At 27.8% G+C, this 18,857-nt stretch carries 20 protein-coding genes; 2 read left to right on the forward strand and 18 right to left on the reverse strand.

The window, feature by feature from the left end:
- The 4 genes from BN3265_RS04785 to BN3265_RS04800 all read right to left on the reverse strand — a co-directional run bounded on the left by BN3265_RS04785 (nucleotide 1) and on the right by BN3265_RS04800 (nucleotide 3,007).
- Nucleotides 1–312 carry a ribosomal-processing cysteine protease Prp gene (locus BN3265_RS04785; RefSeq protein WP_058990418.1) on the reverse strand — a complete coding sequence of 104 codons (312 nt, stop codon included), beginning with the start codon at nucleotides 310–312 and terminating at the stop codon, nucleotides 1–3.
- Nucleotides 312–623 (reverse strand): 50S ribosomal protein L21, encoded by a 312-nt coding sequence (gene rplU, locus BN3265_RS04790; protein ID WP_058990419.1) that lies wholly within the window; start codon nucleotides 621–623, stop codon nucleotides 312–314. The genes BN3265_RS04785 and rplU overlap by 1 nt, the downstream gene beginning before the upstream one ends.
- Before the next feature lie 99 nt (nucleotides 624–722).
- Complete coding sequence (thiI, locus tag BN3265_RS04795) at nucleotides 723–1,889, reverse strand: tRNA uracil 4-sulfurtransferase ThiI (RefSeq protein WP_058990420.1); 1,167 nt, start codon at nucleotides 1,887–1,889, stop codon at nucleotides 723–725.
- Complete coding sequence (locus BN3265_RS04800; RefSeq protein ID WP_058990421.1) at nucleotides 1,889–3,007, reverse strand: cysteine desulfurase family protein; 1,119 nt, start codon at nucleotides 3,005–3,007, stop codon at nucleotides 1,889–1,891. Before BN3265_RS04800 ends, thiI begins: the two co-directional genes overlap by 1 nt.
- 73 nt (nucleotides 3,008–3,080) lie before the next feature.
- Here BN3265_RS04800 and BN3265_RS04805 point away from each other — a divergent pair, with 73 nt between their 5' ends.
- Nucleotides 3,081–3,998, forward strand: a complete 918-nt coding sequence (locus tag BN3265_RS04805) for a ribonuclease H-like domain-containing protein (RefSeq protein WP_058990422.1) — start codon at nucleotides 3,081–3,083, stop codon at nucleotides 3,996–3,998.
- Here the strand turns inward: BN3265_RS04805 and BN3265_RS04810 are convergent.
- The 14 genes from BN3265_RS04810 to recJ form a co-directional block, all read right to left on the reverse strand.
- Entirely contained in the window at nucleotides 3,993–4,676 is a 684-nt protein-coding gene (locus tag BN3265_RS04810; protein ID WP_058990423.1) for a uracil-DNA glycosylase, read from the reverse strand. The two genes, BN3265_RS04805 and BN3265_RS04810, sit on opposite strands and share 6 nt — an antisense overlap.
- Nucleotides 4,654–5,121 carry a signal peptidase II gene (gene lspA / locus BN3265_RS04815; RefSeq protein WP_058990424.1) on the reverse strand — a complete coding sequence of 156 codons (468 nt, stop codon included), beginning with the start codon at nucleotides 5,119–5,121 and terminating at the stop codon, nucleotides 4,654–4,656. The genes BN3265_RS04810 and lspA overlap by 23 nt, the downstream gene beginning before the upstream one ends.
- Nucleotides 5,118–5,885, reverse strand: coding sequence for a YlmH/Sll1252 family protein (locus tag BN3265_RS04820; protein WP_058990425.1), 768 nt, complete (start codon nucleotides 5,883–5,885; stop codon nucleotides 5,118–5,120). The genes lspA and BN3265_RS04820 overlap by 4 nt, the downstream gene beginning before the upstream one ends.
- Nucleotides 5,886–5,901: 16 nt before the next feature.
- On the reverse strand, nucleotides 5,902–6,477 hold the full coding sequence (locus BN3265_RS04825) for a cell division protein SepF (RefSeq protein ID WP_058990426.1): 576 nt from the start codon (nucleotides 6,475–6,477) through the stop codon (nucleotides 5,902–5,904).
- Nucleotides 6,467–7,141 (reverse strand): YggS family pyridoxal phosphate-dependent enzyme, encoded by a 675-nt coding sequence (locus tag BN3265_RS04830; protein WP_058990427.1) that lies wholly within the window; start codon nucleotides 7,139–7,141, stop codon nucleotides 6,467–6,469. Before BN3265_RS04830 ends, BN3265_RS04825 begins: the two co-directional genes overlap by 11 nt.
- 11 nt (nucleotides 7,142–7,152) lie before the next feature.
- Nucleotides 7,153–8,133: an NAD(P)H-dependent glycerol-3-phosphate dehydrogenase gene (locus tag BN3265_RS04835; protein WP_058990428.1), complete on the reverse strand. Its 981-nt coding sequence runs from the start codon at nucleotides 8,131–8,133 to the stop codon at nucleotides 7,153–7,155.
- 9 nt (nucleotides 8,134–8,142) lie between these two features.
- Nucleotides 8,143–8,721 (reverse strand): glycerol-3-phosphate 1-O-acyltransferase PlsY, encoded by a 579-nt coding sequence (gene plsY / locus BN3265_RS04840; protein ID WP_058990429.1) that lies wholly within the window; start codon nucleotides 8,719–8,721, stop codon nucleotides 8,143–8,145.
- Nucleotides 8,718–10,034, reverse strand: a complete 1,317-nt coding sequence (der, locus tag BN3265_RS04845; protein WP_058990430.1) for a ribosome biogenesis GTPase Der — start codon at nucleotides 10,032–10,034, stop codon at nucleotides 8,718–8,720. The genes plsY and der overlap by 4 nt, the downstream gene beginning before the upstream one ends.
- Nucleotides 10,035–10,098: 64 nt before the next feature.
- Nucleotides 10,099–10,512 (reverse strand): SoxR reducing system RseC family protein, encoded by a 414-nt coding sequence (locus BN3265_RS04850; RefSeq protein WP_058990431.1) that lies wholly within the window; start codon nucleotides 10,510–10,512, stop codon nucleotides 10,099–10,101.
- Nucleotides 10,513–10,522: 10 nt separating this feature from the next.
- Complete coding sequence (gene aspS, locus BN3265_RS04855; RefSeq protein WP_058990432.1) at nucleotides 10,523–12,280, reverse strand: aspartate--tRNA ligase; 1,758 nt, start codon at nucleotides 12,278–12,280, stop codon at nucleotides 10,523–10,525.
- Between the two features lie 9 nt (nucleotides 12,281–12,289).
- Nucleotides 12,290–12,895, reverse strand: a complete 606-nt coding sequence (locus BN3265_RS04860; RefSeq protein ID WP_058990433.1) for an MBL fold metallo-hydrolase — start codon at nucleotides 12,893–12,895, stop codon at nucleotides 12,290–12,292.
- A complete protein-coding gene (gene dtd, locus BN3265_RS04865; protein ID WP_058990434.1) occupies nucleotides 12,895–13,344 on the reverse strand; it encodes a D-aminoacyl-tRNA deacylase in 450 nt (149 codons plus the stop codon). Before dtd ends, BN3265_RS04860 begins: the two co-directional genes overlap by 1 nt.
- On the reverse strand, nucleotides 13,344–15,521 hold the full coding sequence (locus BN3265_RS04870; RefSeq protein WP_058990435.1) for a RelA/SpoT family protein: 2,178 nt from the start codon (nucleotides 15,519–15,521) through the stop codon (nucleotides 13,344–13,346). The genes dtd and BN3265_RS04870 overlap by 1 nt, the downstream gene beginning before the upstream one ends.
- 8 nt (nucleotides 15,522–15,529) lie before the next feature.
- Complete coding sequence (gene recJ / locus BN3265_RS04875; protein ID WP_058990436.1) at nucleotides 15,530–17,260, reverse strand: single-stranded-DNA-specific exonuclease RecJ; 1,731 nt, start codon at nucleotides 17,258–17,260, stop codon at nucleotides 15,530–15,532.
- A gap of 170 nt (nucleotides 17,261–17,430) precedes the next feature.
- Here recJ and BN3265_RS04880 point away from each other — a divergent pair, with 170 nt between their 5' ends.
- The gene (locus BN3265_RS04880) at nucleotides 17,431–18,813 is read left to right on the forward strand and encodes an alanine/glycine:cation symporter family protein (RefSeq protein ID WP_058990437.1); all 1,383 of its coding nucleotides are present in this window, start codon (nucleotides 17,431–17,433) and stop codon (nucleotides 18,811–18,813) included.
- The last annotated feature ends 44 nt before the right edge of the window (nucleotides 18,814–18,857 follow it).

An 18,857-nucleotide genomic window follows, 5' to 3' on the forward strand; every position in this document is an offset into this window, starting at 1 on the left:
CTAAACCTCCCTATAATTTAAATTAACATATTCATTATAATTTGTGAGTAAAGTTTTTATACCTATTTCAAAATCATTTAAAATAATTTCTGATTTTTCATTAGGATTTTTAAGTGAAATTTTCATTTCATTATCATCATCAAAAAAATCAAATTCTACTTCATAATAATCTAAGGTATTTACTGCTGTGTATGACAAAATTGATACTGCAGCACAAACTATATCATATCCATGCTGATCAAAATTTGCATGTCCTTGTATTGCAAACCCTAATCTTTCTTCGTTTTTTATAAATAAAGTAACATCAATCATTAACAAGAAATATTGTTAATTTCAACTAAAGTATATGGTTGTCTATGACCTTTTTTAGTTTTTGATGCTTTTTTAGGTCTATATTTAAACACAACTATTTTTTTGTCTTTAGCTTGATCTTTTACAGTTGCTTCAACTTTTGCATTTTCAACTGTTGGAGTTCCAACTTTTAAATCACTATCATTTTTAACTAATAGTACATCTTCAAAGCTTACACTATCTCCTATTTCTGCATTAAGTTTTTCTACTCTAACAAGATCGCCTTCTGATACTTTATATTGTTTTCCACCTGTCTTAATTATAGCGTACATAGTACACCTCCTATTTAGATTCTCGCCAGTCAAGGTGATCAGTACCCATACTGAGCGGTTTACCTTAATATATTACCAATAAATACAAGTTTTGTCAACTTATATATCAAATATTTCCATATTTTCAATAGCATGATTTTCAAGCTCTTCTATATCCAATTTACTTTCACTTTCTTTTATATATTTTAGTTTTGGTTTTGTAATTGGATTTGATGGAGCAAAAATTGAACAACAATCATCAAATGGTTCTATGCTTTTTTCATATGATCCAATAAATAATGCCCTATCAATTATTTCTGTTTTATCAAGTGCAAGTAGGGGTTTAAATATAGGAAGATTTGTTGCATCTTCAATTACTGTCATAGACTCAACAGTTTGACTTGCAACTTGTCCCAAACTTTCTCCTGTAATTAAAGCATTATAATTATTTTTAGCTGAAATTTTTTCACCGATTCTCATCATAAATCTTCTAGATAAAATTGTAGTTTGATTTCTTCTACAATTTTTATTTATAGCCTTATAAATTTCTGCCATATTGACAGAATAAATCCTCATTTTTCCAGTATATTGGGATAGGATTTTTCCTAAATCTAATGCTTTCTGTAAGGCTCTTTTTGAAGTAAATGGATAGGAGTGAAAATGTAGACAATCAATTTTCATACCTCTTTTTGCCATCATAAATCCTGCAACCGGAGAATCAATTCCTCCTGAAAGCAATAAAAGTCCGTTTCCACTTAATCCTATTGGTAGTCCACCTATTCCTTCGTGCCTATTTGCATAAACATAGGCATATTTTTTGATATCGATAAATACTTTAAAATCCGGATTGTGAACATCAACTTTTAAATTATTATCCTTTGCATAGTTTTTTAAAATAAATCCACCCATCATTTGTGAAAATTCTGGAGATTTTACTTCAAAGGACTTATCAACCCTATTTGTTATAACTTTAAAAGTTTTATTTTTAATGTCCATATTATCTAAAATTTCTTTTAGAGCATTTTCTATGGATTCCTTATTTTTCTCACATCTTTTAATTTCTGAAATATAAATTATGCCAAAAACTTTTTTTATTTCTTTTATTAGATTTTCAAAGTCATTTTTATTGGCTTTTATATATAACTTTGAGCTTTCAAGATACATATCTTCATAGCCAATATCTTCTATATTTCTTTTTATATTGTCGATTGCTGCTTTGAAAAATTTATTTCTATTTTTTCCTTTTAAAAATAACTCTCCAAAACTTACTGATAGTAAATCTTCCATTAAAACACCTTTCTTATTTCTTCTACGTATTGGTTTAATTTCTCTACTACAAGGTCTAAATCTTTTTTACTAATATCATGTGAAAATGAAAATCTTATAGCTCCATCCATATATTTTTCATCCAAATTTATGGCAGATAAAATTCTACTATTATTTCCTTTTGAACAAGCTGAACCACTTGCTACAAAAATATCATCTGACTCTAGCATATGAAGCAAAACCTCTGATTTTATATTTTTAAAAGCAATATTTAAAATATAGGGACTAGAATTTTCATCGGCTGAATTTATATGAATATCTGAAATTGTATTTTCAATTTTTTCTCTTAAATAAGTATTTAAGTCTTTTATATAGGAAAAATCTTCTTTTTTATTTGATAATTCTAGAGCCTTTGCAAAGCTATAAATTGCTGGAGCATTAGTAGTTCCAGATGAGAAAATTTCTTGTCTTCCTCCAAATAATACAGGCTTTATTTTACTTTTAAAAGAATTTTTTATATATAAGCCACCTATTCCTTTTGGTCCATGAACTTTGTGAGATGAAAAACTCATGGCATCTACACCTAATTTTTTCACATCACAAGAAATTTTCCCCAAAGCTTGAGTCGCATCTATGTGAAATAAAATTTCTTTATTTTTTCTTTTAATAATATCTGAAATTTTTCTTATATCTTGGATACTTCCAATCTCATTTTGGACATAAATAATTGAAACAAGCCTAGTATCTTTATCTATCAAGCTTTCTAAAGAATCAAAATCTATAAATCCTTGATTATCATTTGAAATTAATTTAACTTCTTTGAAAGATGAATTATCAAAAGCATCAATTACAGATGAATGTTCCAATTTTGTGGTAATAGCAGTATTTTTTTCACTTGCAAGGGAGTTTATTATTATATTATTTGATTCAGTTGCTCCCTTTGTAAAATAAGTTTCATTTTCATTTGAGTTTATATAATTTGCAATTATTTTTCTTGCTTCTTTTACTTTATTTTCAACATCCATTCCAAAACTATGTAGGGCTGATGGATTTGCAAAATATTTTTTTTCAAAATCTTTTTCTATGTCTATAACTTCATCATACATTCTAGTAGTAGCTGCATTGTCTAAGTATATCATTTTATCACATCCTTTAACTTATTTATTATATTATTATAGGGAAAATAAAGCAAATATAAGGTATAGTAAAATTATGTTATGTGTTAGATACCCTTTTTATGGGAAAAATTTAAAAAAAGATGAATGTATTTTAGATATTGAAACTACAGGACTTGATCCAAAAAGAGATAAGCTTGTAGTTTTAGGACTAATATATTTTAATTATGAAAAAAATAAATTCTTTATAGACCAATATTTTTCAAAAAACGACGAAGAAGAAAATAGATTGCTACAAATTTATAAAGAAAAAATAAAAGATAAAAAATTAATTACCTACAATGGAGAAATCTTCGATCTTCCATTTTTAAATATTAGGCTAATTGAAAATAAATTAGATCCAGTTTTTCCAGAAAATATAGACTTATATAAATTTATTAAATCTAAAAGTAAATTAATTAAATTTGAATCAATGAAGCTTAGTGATATTGAAAAAATTGTTGGAATTGAAAGAAACGATCCATCAAGATACAAGGTTATAAGTAAGCTTAGTGAAAAATTTAAAAATAGAAATAATCCCTGGCCTATTTTGATTCATAATAAAAATGATTTGATTGCGACAGAGGCTATTTCAAATCTTGATGACTTGATAAACGACAAACTTTCATTTGAAATTAGTGATTATAAAATTCACTTAGACAGTGCTTATATCGATAAAGATATTGGTCATTTTGAATTTTTTTCTAATAAGAATTTAAAAAGTTCATTATTTCAAGGAGAAAATTATTCTTTTTTAATAAAAGATAAGCTTATCAAACTTAAGATAATGGTTTTATATGGGAAATTGTCAAAAAATTCTTCAGGTTTTGTTACTATAAATAATTTTAATCTTGAAAATAAGGGCAAATATAAAATAAACAAAAATCTTATATCAATTATGGAAGATGGAATATATTCTTGTGAAAATATTTTAAATATCATGAAATTTTTAATAGAAAAAAACCTAGATTTATAAGTCTAGGTTTTCTATTTGCCAATCAATTGGACTCATATTGTTTTTTATTAAAAAATCATTAGTTTTTGAAAATGGTTTTGAACCAAAAAATCCTCTGTGAGCTGCAAATGGTGATGGGTGAGCACTTTTAATTATTAAATGTCTCTTATTTGTAATCAAAATTTCTTTTGATTGGGCAAATTTCCCCCAAAGAAGAAAAACTATAGGCTTTTCTCTATCATTTAAAAGTTTAATAATATTGTCAGTTAAAATAGACCAACCAATATCCTTGTGGGAATTTGCTTGATGGGCTCTAACTGTTAAAGTTGAATTTAATAATAAAACTCCTTGGTCAGCCCATTTTATTAAATTTCCATTGTTTGGAATATATAATCCTAAATCATCGTGCAATTCTTTATAAATATTTAATAAGGACGGAGGAGTTTTTACTCCTTTTTGAACAGAAAAAGAAAAACCATGAGCTTGACCTTGACCGTGGTAAGGATCTTGACCCAAAATCACAACTTTCACGTCTTTATAAGGAACTTTTTTTAGTGCATTAAAAATATCATACATGCTTGGATAAATTGTATGATTTTTATATTCATGGATTAGATTTTTTCTTAAATTTAAATAATAATCTTTTTTCCATTCGTCTTTTAAAATCTCATCCCAATCATTTCCTATTTGAACTGTCATTTTTTTCTCCATCCATTTTTCCAAATCCTATAAAAATAATTAATAAGATTGATCCGGTAGTAACTAGTATGTCTGCTATATTAAAAACTGGAAAATTAAAAAATGAAAATTCTATAAAATCTACAACAAATCCATGAAATAATCTGTCATAGAAATTTCCCAATGCACCAGAAACTATGAGTGATAAGGCTATATTTAATAGTTTAGGGTTGCTTTTTAAATTTCTAATGAAATAATACAACAAATAAAAAACTACGGCTATGGTTAAAATAAGAAAAAATATTCTTTTATTTTGTAAAATCCCAAAAGCAGCTCCCCTATTTTCTACATAAATTAAATTTATAAAATTTGTAAAAATAGGATTTTCTATAAAATGGGAAATTGCATAGGCTTTGCTAAGTCTATCTAGTATTATTCCAGCCATTATTAAAATTGTGTAAATCATTTATACTTCCTATATTCTATATGGTAATTATCTTTTTTGCTTTTTCCTATAACTTTGTCAAATATAAATCTTCCTTCTTTTCTAATAGATATGAGTGAATTTTCTTCAATAATTTTTGATGGATTATCTATTATTTGAAAATTCACCTTAACTAAGCGTCTTTTTATTAAAGTTTTAGCTTTTGATCTTGAAAGATTTACAAATTCACTAACTATATTATCAAGTCTTAAAGAAGAAATAAAGCCTCTTTTTTCAATATATTCTATTTTATTTTTAGATAAAATATTATCTTTTTTAAAATCAAGACTTACTCTTTCTTTTTTAATTTTGGTCAAATTAAATTTTACAAAGTCCTTATCTTTATTTAAAACTACAAATTCACAAAGCCCATTCCCAATGTAAATATCCCCTATATCATTTCTCTCAAGTCCTAAATTTAAAAGAGCTCCAAGAACATCAGGATGAGTAATATTATTTTGTTTAAATTCTAAAACACTAATATAGTCTTTAGAATCAATTTCATTTGAATATGGATTTGCTACGAATATATTTCTTTCACTTTCTTTATTGCATGACAAAAAAACTATCTCTATATTATTAATTTTTGCTATATCATTTAATACTGAAAGTTCAAATGGGTTTAGAAAAAAACTTGAAACTTCTTTTCTTGTATAAAATGATTTTTCTAATAAAGAGATAGCTTTTTTTATATTTGCCTTTACAGACTTATCTTCAACAAAATCTATATTATATTCTAATTTCATAAAAGATTTTTAAAATTTACAATTGGTTATAATTTCCACTTGAAATTTGATCTTCTACATAATTGTCTATATCTACTCCCTTAGGACAAATTACAAAAATACCTTTTGATACTTTCTCAACTGTTCCTTCTAGAGCATAAACAGCGCCTGATACGAAGTCTAAAATTTGTCTTTTCTTATCAACTTCTAACATTTCAAGATTTAAAACTACAACTTTTTTATCTAAGATATCATCAACAATTTTTGGGCCATCTTCATCATAGCTTAATGGTTCTTGAATAGAAATTCTAAAAGAACTAGCTGAGCTTTGACCAAAACTTCTATTATTTGAATTCATACTTACTATATTGTCTCCTCCCCTAATTTTTCTACTTTTGTTATTAGAAGAATAATCATTTGAAAATGATGAGTAAGTGGTTGATCTTTCTTCATCCTTACTTACTGAGCTATTAAAATCATAGGTGGAACTAGGACTATAAGTTTTCTCTGTAATATCACTAGCTTTTTCTACTTCTTTTTCATCATCAATTTCTTCATCATATTCATCATAATCATCGTCAATTCCTATAAATTCTTTAAATTTATCTAACATTTTTGTACATCCTTTTACCAAATATTTTTGATCCTACTCTAATTATATTTGCTCCTTCTTCAAGGGCAATTTTATAATCATGAGTCATCCCCATTGAAAGATATTTCATTTCAATATTATTATAACTTAAATTGGATAAATTATCGAATATTTTTTTAAGCTCTCTAAAGCAATTTCTAATAAGAGTTTCATCCTCTGTATTAGGTGCCATAGTCATTAACCCTTTAATTTTTATATTTTCCAATTTACTAGCTTCTTTTATTAAATTATCGATTTCATCAACATAAAAACCTGACTTACTTTCTTCTTTTGATACATTAATTTGAATCAAGCAATCTTGAACAATTGACAAAGATTTGGCTCTGTTATTAATTTTATTTAAAATTTTTAATGAATCAACAGAATGAATTAAACAAACTTCTCCAACAATTTTATTTACCTTGTTAGTTTGTAAGTGCCCGATTAAATGCCAATTTATATCATCTGGCATCCTTTCTTTTTTTTCTATTAATTCTTGTACCTTATTTTCTCCAAAATCTCTTAGGCCGTAATCATAAACTTCCATAATTTTATCTATTCCATGAGTTTTTGTAACAGCCAAAAGCATAGCGTCGTAATTTTCTAAATCTTTTTTTAAATCATCTATATTTTCTTTTATATTCATAGCACATCCAATCAATATTCACTTTTTTTGTCCCTATTCATCAAAACTTCTACAGAATCTCTAGGATTTTTGTCTTCAAAAATAACCTTATATATTTCATTTGTAATAGGTAGTTCAATGTTTTCTTTTTTTGATAATTTATAAAGAGCCTTTGTAGTTGGTATTCCTTCTACAACAGTTTTAACTTCTCTACAAGCCTCATCCAAAGAATATCCCTTACCAAACAATATTCCACACCTATTATTTCTTGAGTGCATACTTGTTGCTGTAACAATCAAATCCCCTATTCCACAAAGACCACTTATAGTTTTCCTATCAGCTCCCTGGCTTATAGCAAATTTATTCATTTCATAAATTCCTCTAGTCATTATTGCAGCCTTGGTATTATCTCCAAATCCTAGACCTGTTACCATACCAATTCCAAAGGCTAGAACATTTTTAACAGCTCCCCCAAGTTCAGCTCCAACAACATCAGTTGAAGTATATACTCTCAAATAATCTTTTGTAAATAAGTCTTGAATTTTTATAGCAATTTTTTCATTCTTACAAGCACAAACTAAAGCAGTTGGCATTTTTCTAATAACTTCTTCTGCATGGCTTGGTCCAGTTAAAATAGCATAAGTGCAATTTTGATTAAGTTCATAAACTATCTCAGAAACTCTTTTTAAAGTTGAAATTTCTATTCCCTTTGACAAATTAATTAATATTTTTCCATCAAGACCATCTTTAATTTTACTTAATACTTCTCTAATATTTTGAGTAGGAATAGCATTTATAATAATTTTATTTTCTAATAATTCATTTAAATTATTTGTTGCTTTTATATTCTCACTTAATTTTATATCCTCGAAATATTTTTTGTTAATGTGTAAATTATTTATATTATTTACATCTTCAATATTTCTAGCATACATTAAAACTTCATTATCTTTTGACAGGAAATCTGCAATAGCACTTGCCCAGCTTCCTGCACCTATTATTGAAATTTTCATATTACTCCTTTAAAACATTTTCTTTTCTTGATGGTTTATTATCCTAACTATATTTGCCCTATGCTCAATTATAATAGTAAGGGCAACTAATGATATTATTATTGTGAAAGGGCTAAAACCTTGGAAATAATAAGAAATAAAGGGAGCTAGTAAGCTTGCGGTTAATGATGCTTTTGAAACTGTTCTTGTTAATAAAAATATTATCAAAAATACAAGAAGTAAGCACAAAAATATACTAATATTGTAAGCTATCAAAGCTCCAGCTGATGTTGCCACCCCTTTTCCACCTTTGAATTTTAAAAATATTGAAAATACATGTCCCAAAACTACAGAAACAAAAGCAATTAATCCAAATTTTTCACCTAATAAAAAAGTAGAAAAATATACTGCAACAAATCCTTTTGCCATGTCTAAAAATAAACAAAAGCATCCTGCAAGAGCTCCAAAATTTCTAAAAACATTTGTAGTACCTGGATTTCCACTTCCCATACTCCTTATATCTTTTTTAAAAAATTTTTTTGCTATTATATAAGAGAAAGGTATAGATCCAAGTAAATATGAAAAAATTGCAACTAAAACAAATTTCATTTTTCTTTCCTTTCTTTAACTTCAAAAGTAAAAGGTACGCCTTGAAGGCTATAATTTTGTCTAATTTGATTTTCTAAATATCTTTGATAAGAAAAGTGCATCAATTCTTTATCATTTACATGTAATAAAAACTTAGGTGGGGCTGTTTGAACTTGGGAAATATAATAAATTTTAAGTCTTTTACCCTTATCTTGAGGAGGTGCTGTCATCATTATTGCATCTTGTAAGATTGTATTTAACACACCTGTTTTTATTCTTGTATGATAGTTACTATTTACAATTTCAATTAAATTTAAAAGATCTGTAATTCTTTGACCTTTTAAAACTGATATAAAAATTATTGGAGCATATAGGGCAAAAGATAATTTATTTCTAATTTCTTTTTCCATATTCCTCATAGTATTTGTTTCTTTTTCAACCTTATCCCACTTGTTTACGGCAATTATTATTGCTTTTTTCTTATTGTGAGCATATCCTGCAATCTTTGTATCTTGTTCTGTAACTCCCACACTTGCATCTATTAAAAATAAACAAATTTCAGAGCTATCTACAGCATCAAAAGTTCTTTGATTAGCATAATATTCAATATTATCATTAACCTTATTTTTTCTTCTAAGTCCTGCTGTATCAATTAAAACATAATTATTTCCATTGTATTGCCAGTAAGAATCTATAGCATCTCTTGTAGTGCCTGCAATATCTGTAACAATCATTCTTTCTTCATTTAATAAATGATTTACCAAAGATGATTTTCCAGCGTTTGGCTTTCCTATAATTGCAATCCTTGTAGCCTCTAAATCTGTATCAAATTTTGAAAAATCTATTGAGTCAACTATTTTATCCAATAAATCTCCAAGATTTTTTGATCCTTCTGCTGAAATCGAAATTAAATCGTCAAAACCAAATTGGTAAAAATCATAAATATGATCTGGAATTATTGATCCATCAATTTTATTTGCAACTATTATAACTTTTTTATTATATTTTCTAATTTCATTAGCTATTTCATAATCGTGAGGATTAATTCCTTCTCTTCCATCAACCACAAATAAAATCAAATCGCTTTCTAATAAGGCTTTTTCAACTTGTGATTTAATTTCAACATTCATTAGATCTTTATTTGATATATCAAGTCCACCTGTGTCAGCTAAAATAAATTCATGATTTAACCATTCAACCTTGTCATAAACCCTATCTCTAGTAACTCCATTGATATCTTCAGTTATAGCTTTTCTTTTTCCTACTAGTCGATTGAACAAGGTAGATTTTCCTACATTTGTTCTACCAACTAGTGTAACAATTGGTGCGTTCATTTTTTTCTCCATTTAATTTAAGATAAATAAATAGATAAAGTTAGCAAGGCTAACCTTATCTATATTAAGCTTTTCTTATTGTAATTATATCCTTATTTTCATATCCCTTATCCATTATTCTTAATACAAATATAGATAGGGCCAAAAATAAAAATATAAATAAAAAAGTAAGCAAGTTATTATCTAGAAACTTATCTTTAAAAACAGTATTTGCCAAAATAGCTCCTGTAATCATCATAAAAACTGGGAACAAATAAGTAAAATAAGACAGTTTATTTACAGTTTTTATATCAGAATCTAGATATACAAAGTCTCCAGGATTAAGATTCTCGTTGGTAAATGTAGTATAATATGATGGTTTTATTTCACAACCACCACATGAAGAACAAGAACCACATCCTGATTCTTTTTGTATCATTACTTTAACATTACCATTTAAATTTTCTACAACTATTCCTTTTTTACTAATAGTTTGCATGAATCCTCCCTTATTCTTTCACCTCTATACTTAATTCATTTAAGCTATTTTCATCAACTATACTTGGAGCTTGAGTCAATGGGCAAGTTGCTGATTGAGTTTTTGGAAATGCTATTATATCTTTTATATTATCAGTTTTTGCAAATAACATTACCATTCTATCAAGTCCATATGCAAGACCTGCGTGTGGAGGTGTTCCGTATTGTAAAGCTTCTATAAAGAAACCGAATTTTTGTTTTATATCTTCATCAGATAATTTTAAAGCCTTAAATACTTTTTCTTGAAGCTCTTGATTATTAATTCTTACAGAACCTCCACCCATTTCATCTCCGTTGATAACTATATCGTAGGCTTGAGTTCTTACTTTTTCAGGTTCTGTTAATAACAAATCAATATCTTCTTCATTTGGCATAGTAAATGGATGGTGTTGAGAAACATACCTATCTTCTTCTTCGCTATATTCAAACATAGGGAAATTTACTACCCAACAAAAAGCATATTCTTTTTCGTAAAGATTTTGATCTTTTGCAACTTTTCTTCTTAAAGCTCCAAGTCCTTCAAGAACTGTTTTATCCTTGTCAGCTCCAATTAAAATTAAATCATTATCAGAAATATCTAATTTTTCTATCAAATTTTCTACAATTTCTTCAGTTAAGAATTTTTTTATTGATGAGTTTATATCATCTTTATTATTAAATTTAATAAAACTTAGGCCTTTAAGTCCATAATCTTTTACAAAATCCGTTAGTTTATCTAATTGTTTTCTTGAATAATTTGATGCTTGTCCTTTAAAATTGATTGCTCTTACAGAATGACCTTCTTTAATATTATCTGTGAAAACTTTAAAGTCAGAATCTTTAAATATTTCTGAAATATCATTAATCTTATATCCATATCTTAAATCTGGTTTATCAGAACCATATGAATTCATAGCTTCTGAATAATCCATTCTTTGAATTGGTAATTTTAAATCATAATCAGTAAATTTATCAAAAAGTGTTTTTAAAAGTCCTTCATTTACTTTTATTACATCATCTTGATCAGAAAAACTCATTTCTATATCAAGTTGGGTAAATTCTGGTTGTCTGTTTGCCCTTAAATCTTCATCTCTAAAACATTTTACAATTTGAAAATACCTATCTAAAGAACCAATCATCAACAATTGTTTCATTAATTGAGGAGATTGTGGCAAGGCATAAAATTTACCTTGGTTAACTCTTGATGGAACTAGATAATCTCTTGCTCCTTCTGGAGTTGGTTTTGTTAAAAATGGTGTTTCAACTTCTGTAAATTTATTATCATACATATACTCTCTCATACTTCTAACAATATCAGATCTCAATTTTAGATTTTTTTGAACTGATTGTTTTCTCATATCAAGATATCTGTATTTTAATTTCAAATTTTCACTTACATCATCATTTTCTTTTATATAAATAGGAGGTGTTTTTGCCTTATCTAAAACATTTATTTTTTCAGCTACTATTTCAATATTTCCTGTAGGGATGTCAGGATTTTTTGATTCTCTTTCCCTAACTTCACCTTTTACTTCAAGAACATATTCACCAGCTACATCTTTTACAGTTTTATAATTTTTTTCATCTTCTTCACGTGTTACGATTTGAGTTATACCAGTTTTATCTCTAAGATCTATGAAAACCAAAGATCCAAGATTTCTTTTTTTGGCAACCCAGCCCATAAGTACAACTTCTTCTCCAATATTTTCTTCTCTAAGCTCACCACACATGTGGCTTCTTTTAAATTCCATACTAACCTCCTAAATTAAAAATGGATTATTTTCTTTTTCAAAAACAATACTTGTAGATTCTCCATGTCCTGGATGAATTTTTGTATCGTCATCATATATAAAAATTTTATTTTTTATTGAATTTATTAATGTATTAAAATTCCCACCTGGAAAATCGCTTCTTCCTATTGATAAATTAAATAAGGTATCTCCAGAAAAAATATCATCATCTATTTTATATGACATCGAATCTAAGCTATGACCTGGAGTTTTTATAGCCTTTATCTTATAATCAGAAAAAACTTCTCCATCTTTTAAATAATAGTCAATTTTTAAATCCAAATCACAATATCCCCTTGATAAATTATAGTCTGGGTCATTCGCTATATCTTTACTATCCTCGCTTGCATAAACTTCTACATTTAATTTATTTTTAAAATATTCAAGCCCCAATACATGGTCAAAATGTGTATGAGTTAACAAAATAAATCCTATATTAATTTTATTCTTATCTATATAATTTTCAATTTTTCCGCCTGGATAAACTGGATCAATTAAAAATCCATTATTTTCATCATCATAAACCACATAAGAGTTCGCCATCATCGGTCCTTCTGTTATTTTTCTTATATGCATTAATATAACCTTTCACTATCTAGCTGAATTGTCACTGGCCCATCATTTATCAATGAAACTTCCATATGAGTTTGGAATTTTCCAGTTTTTACATTAAATCCATCATCTTTTAATTTTTGTATTAATATTTCATAATATTTTTCAGCCTTTTCGGCACTAGATGAATTTATAAAAGAAGGTCTATTTCCTTTTCTAGCATCCCCATAAAGGGTAAATTGACTTACAATTAATAATTCTCCTCCCTCATCTTCTACTGATAAGTTCATTTTTCCTTGGTCATCTTCAAATATTCTTAGTTTTTCAATTTTCTTTTTAATATAATCAATATCTTTTTCAGTATCAGAATCGGTTACTGCTACAAAAACCAATAAACCCTGTCCAATTTCTGAAATCAACTCATCAGAAACTTTTACACTTGCTTTTTTTACTTTCTGTACAATTGCTCTCATTAACTTTTCACCCTATAAATACTTTCTATCATTTTTATTGTTTTTAATTTCATGATCAATTCATTTAATTTTTCTGTATTTGGAACCAAAACTGTAAGATCTATTATTCCTTCGTGGTTTTCATTGCTTCGTACATTCATAGCTTCTATACTTACATTTTCAGCTGATATTAATTTGGTTATTTCAAAAATAATGCCTGTCTTATCTTTTGTAGTAATTTGAATTCTAACTGGGAATATATCATTAGAATTGTTTTGCCAATAAACATCAATCAATCTTTCTGGAGATTTTAAATTTGTGATATTTGGACAATTTCTAACGTGAACACTAATTCCCTTGCCCTTTGTTATATATCCTACAATTTGATCTCCTGGAACTGGATTACAACATTTTGCAAATTTCACATCTACTTGATCATCAAGATCGCTTACCCTTACTTCATTTGAAAAAGATTTTTTGCTGTTTGATCTTGTGATATCAATTTCTTCAATTTGTTTCGGCAATTCATCTTTGTGTTTTTTCACTAATTTTTGAACAACTTGATCGGTATTAGTTTTTCCAAATCCAATTGATGCAAACATTTCATCTTTTGTTGGATAGCCTAAATCATTTGCAATTTCTTCAAGCCACTCATCTTTGATATCTCTTTTATAAATTTCTTTATTTTTTCTAAGCTCTCTGAATAAAGAATCTTTTCCAATTTCAATGTTTTCTTCTTTTCTGTATCTTTTGAAAAATTGTTTGATTTTATTTTTAGCCTGGTTAGATTGGACCATATTTAGCCAATCTCTAGATGGTCCTTGGGAGTTTTTGCTTGTAAGAATTTCTACTACATCACCTGTGTTTAATTTATGAGAAAATGGTACGATTTTTCCATTAACCTTTGCTCCAACGCATTTATTTCCAACTTCTGTATGAACCCTATATGCAAAATCTATAGCACAAGAATTTACTGGTAGGGAATATATTTCGCCTTTTGGTGAATATATATAGATTTCTTTTGAGAAAAAATCTCCTTTTAAGGTGTCAAGAAATTCCTTGCTATCAACATCTTTGCCACCTTCTTTTTGCCATTCCATAATTTGCCTTATAAAGGTGAGTTTTTCATCAAATTCTGTCGACTTGCTCTTGTTTTCTTTATATTTCCAGTGAGCTGCAATACCATATTCACATTCATAATGCATTTGTCTTGTTCTTATTTGAACTTCGAATGGTTTTGAATCTTCACCAAATACTGTTGTATGCAAAGACCTATATCCATTTGGTTTTGGTTGACCAATATAATCCTTAATTCTATTTGGTATTGGCCTCCAAATTGAATGAACTTTTCCTAAAACTTCATAACAATCTGCAACCGTATCAACCAGAACTCTAACAGCTGTCATATCATAAATTTCGTTAAATTCAATTTTATTTCTACTCATTTTTTTATAAATTGAATACAAGCCCTTTGGCCTACCTGAAATTTCATAATTAATTTTTGAAGTCGAAAGGGCCTTGTTTAAAGTATCAATTATTTCATTGATATAGGCTTCTCTTTCCCTTCTTTTGTTGTGGACCATTTGAGCAAGCTCATAATATTCTTCAGGTTTTTGATACCTAAAACATAAGTCTTCAAGCTCCCATTTCATAGTATAAATTCCAAGTCTATGAGCAAGAGGTACATATATTTCCAAGGTTTCGCTTGCAGTTTGCTTTTGTTTTTTTTCAGTCTTATATTCCAAAGTCCTCATATTGTGCAAACGATCAGCAAGTTTTATCAAAATAACCCTAACATCATTACTCATTGCCAAGACCATTTTTCTTATGTTTTCAGCTTGTTTTTCTTCTCTTGTTTTATAATTTAACTTTTTAAGCTTTGTTACTCCATCTACCAAAAAAGTAATTTCTTCTCCAAAAAGATCTTTCATTTGATCTTCTGTAACTGGAGTATCTTCCAAAACATCATGCATTAAACCTGCACAAATTGTTTGATCGTCTAATTGCATGTTTGATAAAGTCTCTGCAACTGCAATAGGATGAATAAAATAATCTTCTCCGGAGTTTCTTTTTTGACCCCTATGATGATATTCAGCAAAATCATATGCTTTTTTTATTAAATTAAGATCTGCATTTTCATTATTTTTTAAAATAATTTCCTTAAAATTTAAAAATTCTTTTTGAAAGTCTTTTGCCATAATATCACCTACCTTATATCAATCAACCTTAATTGTAAATTTTTTTGACCCCTAAATTCATTTATGTCAGGATAAAAGACAGCATCAATTTTATTTCCCAAAATATTTGAATTAAATTTATCATTTAAAAATTTATATTCTTTTTTTGCATTAAACATTATAGCGTCAATATCACGACCGTTTTTATTAAGAGTCATTTTCATAGTATTCTTGTTTTTTCCTATCATGTTTAGATTTTTAATAAGAAGATTTTTGTCTGCAAATTTTGCCTTTGGATTATCCTTACCAAAAGGCTCTAATCTTTCTAAACTTTGGGCAAATTCAAGTGAAAGTTTTTCAATTGGAATTTGAGCATCAATATTTATAATATTTTCAAAATCTTCCTTGTTTAATTTAGATTTTTCGTTAAGTTTTTTCCTAAATTCATCTACCATGTATTTTTTTATTGAAAGTCCACATGCCATAGGGTGACCACCAAAAGATTCAAGAAAATCCTTTATTTCAAAAACTTCCTTGTAAATATTATAGGCTTCAATACTTCTTCCAGAGCCCTTTAATATTCCCTTATCACTTGATTCGGTCATAATTATAGTTGGCTTATTGAATTTTTCTTTAATTCTTCCAGCAATAATTCCACAAACACTTTCTTCAATGTTATCTACATCTACAATAATAATGTCGTCGTTATAATATTTTTTATTTTTTATAATTTCTAAAGTTTTTTCAAGACCAATATTAGTTAAATCTTTTCTTTCGTTGTTTAAACTCACAAGTTTTTTGGCATAGGTGTGGATTTTTTCTATATCGTCTTCCATTAACATATCTATTGCAAGTTTTGCAGTAGAGAGTCTTCCAGTTGCATTCATGCAAGGACCTATAATAAAACCTAAGGTATAAGCACTTATTTCTTTATTCCAAGAATTTTCCTCAACCAAGGCTTTTATAGCTAATTTTTCCGTATTATTAATTCTTTTTAAACCCTCTATTACAAAAATTCTGTTTTCGTCTGTTAAAGAAACAATATCACAAACTGTTCCCATAGCAACATATTCCAAAAGACCATATAAATAATCCAAATCACCCTCAAGTCTTTGGTATAAGGCTTGCATTAATTTAAAGGCAACTCCAGCCCCACACAAATCATCAAATGGATAGGTATTATCTAATCTTTTTGGATTTATAACACAATCAGCTTGGGGTAAAATTTGCTTTACCCATTCCCCATCTTCCACTTTTGAAACTTGGTGGTGGTCAGTTACTATAACTTTTATATTATTTTCTTTTAATTTTTTAACTTGATCAATAGCAGTGATTCCATTATCACAGGTAATTACAAGGCTAACCCTATCTTCAATTGCCCTATCAATCATCCTATCGCTAATTCCATATCCATCTATAATCCTATCTGGAATGTCATAACTTATATCATCATAAAAATACAATAAACCATCAAGAAGTGTCATAGTTGAGCTTATTCCATCTTGATCATAATCTCCAAATATTCTAATAGATTCACCGTTTTCCATAGTTTCAATAATTATATCAATGGCTTTTTTCATATCTTTTAATAAATATGGGTCGTGAAGTTTATCAAGGCTTGGATTTATAAAACTTTCAACTAAATCAGCCTCCACTATATCTCTATTTGCAAGTATTAATGCTTCTAATTTGGTAATATTTTTATTTTTTAAATTCGCTAAATAATTATTTTTCTTATTATATATATACCATTTGGTCATAATTCCCTCTCTTATGAATAAATTATACCATTTTTAGAATCAATATAAAGATATAGATAAAATCATGAAAAAATTATTATAAAAATGTAAAATTTTGATAATTTATAAATTATTTTGAATTTTATAAAAATAGAAATAAAATAATAAAAAATAATTTTTTGGAGAAAAAAATGATTGAGTTATTAAAAAGTTTTGAAAATTTATTGTGGGGCTTTCCTTTAATAATTGGAATAGCTGGCACTGGAATATACATAAGTATTAAAACAAAGGCTATACAATTTAGAAAGTTACCCTATGCACTTAAAAATACACTTGGAAAAATTTTTGAAAAACCAAATGAAGATCATAAAGGCGACATAAGTCCTTTTGGGGCCTTGGCAACTGCCCTTGCAGCTACTGTTGGAACTGGAAATATTGTAGGAGTTTCACTTGCTATAATTTTAGGTGGACCTGGTGCCATTTTTTGGATGTGGCTTGCAGCTTTATTGGGAATGGCTACAAAATTTTCTGAAGTCACCTTGGCTCTTGCCTATAGAGAAAAGAGAAATGGTCAATATATTGGCGGACCCATGTATTATATAGAAAAAGGATTAAATAACAAAAAACTAGCAAAAACTTTTGCAATTTTTGCTGGAATTGCCGTATTTGGTATTGGAGATTCTACTCAAGCAAATGCAATTTCAGGAGTCTTACACGATTCTTTTGGTATAAATACAGTAATTACTGGTCTTGTTTTATGTATTTTGGCTGGAATTGTGATAGTTGGTGGAATTAATTCCATAAGCAAAGTTACCGAAAAATTAGTTCCATTTATGTCATTTTTATACATAATGGGTTGTTTGTGGATTTTATTTTTAAATAAGGCAAATATTATACCAGCATTTAAGTCTATTTTTGTTGGAGCTTTTAATCCAAAAAGTCTTGGAGGATCTTTTGCAGGCCTTTCTGTAAAAGCAGTTGTTTCTGCAGGAGTTGCAAGAGGAGTTTTTACAAATGAAGCAGGCCTTGGTTCATCTCCAATGGCTCACGCTTGTGCATCAACTGATCATCCAGTTCGTCAGGGTCTTTGGGGCATTAGTGAAGTTTTCGTTGATACAATTATAATTTGTACAATGACAGCTCTCGTAATTCTTTCTACAAATGTTGATATTACTGATACAAAAAATGCAGCAAGTCTTGTTGCAAGAGCTTTTGCCACAGGATCTAGCTTTGGAAATTTAATTGTAAGCATAGGATTAAGCCTATTTGCTTTTTCAACAATTTTAGGCTGGGCTTATTATGGAGAAACTGCTCTTAGATATTTATTTGGAGATAAAATTATTATTCCTTATAGGATTATTTATGTTATTTTTGTTTTTCTAGGTGCGAATATGGATCTTGGTTTAGTTTGGATTATTGCAAATATATTAAATGGTTTTATGGCACTTCCTAACCTATTTGCCCTAATAAATCTTGCTCCAATTGTTGTAAAATTAAGTGAAGACTTCTTCAAAGATCCTGAAAAAATACGAAAAAGTCCAGAGGAATATAAATTTTTACTTAAAAATTATTAAAAAAATAAAGCTTTTCTAGACTGTTTTTAAACAATCTAGAAAAG

The sequence above is a fragment of the Anaerococcus rubeinfantis genome, assembly GCF_001487145.1.
GTDB classification, from domain to species: Bacteria; Bacillota; Clostridia; order Tissierellales; family Peptoniphilaceae; genus Anaerococcus; species Anaerococcus rubeinfantis.